At 65.5% G+C, this 3,878-nt stretch carries 3 protein-coding genes; all 3 read left to right on the forward strand.

Going from position 1 to position 3,878, the window contains the following annotated elements:
* Nucleotides 1–48 precede the first annotated feature (48 nt).
* Nucleotides 49–1,332 (forward strand): glycosyltransferase, encoded by a 1,284-nt coding sequence (locus EN884_RS28760; protein ID WP_013528948.1) that lies wholly within the window; start codon nucleotides 49–51, stop codon nucleotides 1,330–1,332.
* Nucleotides 1,333–1,338: 6 nt separating this feature from the next.
* Nucleotides 1,339–2,718 (forward strand): glutamine synthetase family protein, encoded by a 1,380-nt coding sequence (locus tag EN884_RS28765; protein ID WP_128360877.1) that lies wholly within the window; start codon nucleotides 1,339–1,341, stop codon nucleotides 2,716–2,718.
* 2 nt (nucleotides 2,719–2,720) lie between these two features.
* Nucleotides 2,721–3,878, forward strand: a 1,158-nt coding sequence (locus EN884_RS28770) for an FAD-binding oxidoreductase (protein ID WP_164895204.1), incomplete at its 3' end; no start/stop codon positions are given.

Here is a 3,878-nt window from a genome sequence, read left to right on the forward strand (position 1 = left end):
CTCCCGCGCTGTTCGGCACGATCAGCCGGCCGGAATGACGAGGATTAATTGACGCGTAAAGCCAGCCCGACCATCGCGCTGTTTCCCGAAGCAAGCTTCGGCGCGGCGTTGAATTGCGTCGGCATCGCGCAGGCGCTGCGTGCGAAAGGCGCCCGGCCCGTCTTCATCTGCCATGCCGGTTTCTCCGGCGTCTTTGCCGACTATGGTTTCCAGGAATACCAGTTGCCAACCGACGAGCCGCTGAGCGAGAGCCAACGTCAGAGCTACTGGCAGGCTTTCGTGCGCCGGCACCTGCCGCATTTCAGGCTGAGCCCGATCGACCAGCTTGAGACCTATGTCGCTCCGACCTGGCAGGCCATCGTCGACACCGCGGTCAATGCCGAGGCGCCGCTGCGCCAATTGCTGGCACGGCTCAAGCCGGATGCCGTGGTGCTCGACAATGTCATCATGTTCCCGGCGATCGCCGCCGCCGGCTGTCCGTGGGTGCGCGTCGTCTCCTGCGCCGAGACCGAGCTGCCGGACGCCAATGTGCCGCCCTATCTGTCGGGGCTTGGCGTGGACGACCCGCAACGCGCGGCGTTCGAGGCCAGGTATCTGGCGGCTTGCGCGCCGGCGCATGACCGCTTCAACCGCTTCCGGGCGGATGCCGGACTGGGGCCGCTGCCGAAGGGTCAGTTCCTCGAGACGTCGCCCGATCTCAACCTGCTGCTGACGCCGACGATCGTGCGCCGCGAGCGTGCCGAGCCGCTCGACCCCGCGCGCTTCGTCTATCTCGAGGGCTGCGTGCGTTCTGAAGGGCCGTTCGAGGTGCCGGTGTTCCCGCGCAATGGCGGGCCGCTGGTCTATGTCAGCTTCGGCAGCCTGGGTGCCATGGATGTCGGCCTGATCGAGCGCATGCTGGTGGTGTTCGACAGGCTGCCGGCGCGCTTCATCGTCAATGCCGGCGGCCTGCGCGACGCTTACCGCGCGGTGCCGGACAATGTCTATCTCGACGCCTGGTTTCCGCAGCCCTCGGTGGTGGCGAAGTCGGATCTGTTCATCCATCACGGCGGCAACAACAGTTTTTGCGAAGCGCTGCGCTTCGGCGTGCCGTCGCTGATCATGCCCTATTGCTGGGATGGACACGACAACGCGCAACGCGCCGAAGAGACCGGCACCGGCGACCATATCGGCCGTGACGGCTGGACCGAAGGAGTGTTGGAGAAAGCCATTCTCGGCCTGCTGGCCGACGATGCCATGCGCGCCCGCCTCAAGGACAATGCAGCCCAAATGGCGCTGAAACCCGGAACGGATGCGGCCGCGCAAGCCATACTCTCTCTGATACGGATTTGAACGAAAATGCCTGACAACAACACGAACATCTCGCTCTCCAGCGGCAACGATGCCAAGGCCTGGCTGGCCCGGCACGGCATCAACGAAGTCGAGTGCCTGGTGCCCGACATGAACGGCGTCCTGCGCGGCAAGGCCTTGCCGACGGCCAAATTCCTCCAGGCGCTTGAAGACCGCGCGCTCTATCTGCCGAGCAGCGCTTTCCTGGTCAGCATCGACGGCCGCTATTCCGGCTCGATCGACGAGGGTTTTGCCTATTCGGATCCGGACATGCGCATGGTGCCTGATGTATCGACGCTCTGCCTGGCGCCGGGTGCCGCTCCCGGCAAGGCCTATGTCTTTGCCGATGCCTTCCATATGGACGGCCGGCCCTGGATGGCCTCGCCGCGCCATGTGCTCAGGGCCGTGCTCGACCTCTACGCCAAGCGCGGCTGGCGGGCGGTGGTGGCGCCCGAGGTGGAATTCTATCTCACCGCGCCCAATCCGGATCCGGACCGTCCGCTGACCGCCCCGGTCGGCGCCAATGGCCGCGCCGAGACCGTGCAGCATCCCTACGATATGGCCGGGCTCGAGGAGTTCGAGCCGGTGATCCGCCGCATTTACGATTATGCGGCGGCGGCCGGCCTGCCGCTCGACACGCTGATCCATGAGTCGGGAACCGCGCAGTTGGAGATCAACTTCCTGCATGGCGATGCGCTGCCGCTGGCCGACAAGGTGCTGCTGTTCAAGCGGCTGACGCGCCAGGCCGCGCAGCAAAGCGGCATGCACGCCACCTTCATGGCCAAGCCGATCGCCGCACAGGCCGGCAGCTCCATGCATCTGCACATGTCGGTCATCGACGAGGCCGGCAGGACTTTGTTTGCCGGCAGCGACGATGCCGACACCGCAATGTTTGGCCACTTCATCGGCGGCCTGCAGAAATATGTCCCCGAAATCATGCCGCTGTTCGCGCCCAACGTGAACTCGTTCCGCCGCATCAGGCCGAACCACAGCGCGCCGGCCAACATCGAATGGTCGCATGACAACCGCTCCTGCGGCCTGCGCGTGCCGGCCGGCGGCCGCGCCGCGCGGCGGGTGGAGAACCGGCTTCCGGGCGCGGATTCCAATCCTTACCTGGCGATCGCCGGCTCGCTGCTTGCCGGCTATCTCGGCGTCGAGCAGAAACTGGCGCGCTCGCCCGAGGCGTCGGGCAATGCCTACAAGATCAAGAGCACGCTGCCGAAGACGATGGAGGAGGCGCTCGATCGTTTCGAGGCTTGCGGCCCGGTGCGGGAACTGCTCGGCGAGGATTTCTTCCAGACTTATCTGCGCGTAAAGAGCGTCGAGCTCGACCTGTTCCAGGGCGTGTTGACGAGCTGGGAACGCGCCCCCCTTCTGCTGAAGGTGTGATCATGGCTTCCAGTTCAACGGGCTTCAATTCGGGCCTCGATATCGCAAAATCCTATTATGTCGCCACCGCCAATCCGGCGCCGGACCATCCGGCGCTGGTCGGCGACGTCGACACCGACCTGGTTGTCGTCGGCGGCGGCTGCACCGGCCTGTCGGCCGCCCTTCACGCCGCCGAGCGCGGGTTGAAGGTGGTGCTGCTCGAAGGCGGCAAGATCGGTTGGGGGGCGTCGGGCCGCAATGGCGGCCAGATGATCCCCGGCCTGCGCAAGGGCGCCAAGGGCCTGGTCAAGCTCTACGGGCCGGAGCGGGCAAAGGTGCTGTTCGATCTTGCGTTCGAGGCGCGTGGGCTGGTGCTCGACATCATCGAGCGCCATGCCATCGATTGCGATCTCAGGCTGACCGGCCATCTGGTCGGCGCGGTCAACGGTTCCGACCTCAAGGATCTCGAGGAAGAGGTCGAGTGCCTGGCTACGGTGATGAAGTTCCCGCACGCCGAAATCCTGTCGGCGGCGGAAGCCCGAGCCAAGGTCGACACACCCTATCATGGCGCGATGTATGAGCCGCTCGGCGGCCACATGCATCCGCTGAACTACACGCTCGGCCTTGCCCGCGCGGCGATTGCTGCCGGCGTCGTCATCCATGAGAATTCGGTGGCGGTGAAGCTGGAGCGTGAGCCTTCGATCCGGATCTCGACGGCAAAGGGATCGGTGCGTGCAAAACATGTCGTGCTGGCCGGTGACGCTCTGCTCGATGGGCTGGAGCCGCGCGTCAACAGCCGCATCATGCCGGTTGGCAACTACATCGTCGCCACCGAGCCGCTGGAGGGCAAGCGCAATGTCATCCCGGCCAATGTCGCGGTGTCCGACACACGCTTCGTCGTCAACTATTACCGGATGTCGGCGGACGGCCGGCTGCTGTTCGGCGGCGGCGAGCGCTACACGCCGTCACCGCCGGCCGATATCGCCGGCTTCGTGCGGCCGCATATGGAAGCCACCTTCCCGCAACTTCAGGGCTGCCGCATCGATCACGCCTGGGGCGGGCTGGTGTCGGTGACGACATCCAGGCTGCCGCATGTCGGGCACTATGGCGAGGTCTATTTCGCGCATGGCTATTCCGGCAAGGGCGTCATCCTGTCGACGCTGTCGGGCAAGCTCCTGGCC

Source organism: Mesorhizobium sp. M7A.F.Ca.AU.001.01.1.1 (assembly GCF_004022735.1).
In the GTDB taxonomy this organism is placed as follows: Bacteria; Pseudomonadota; Alphaproteobacteria; order Rhizobiales; family Rhizobiaceae; genus Mesorhizobium; species Mesorhizobium ciceri.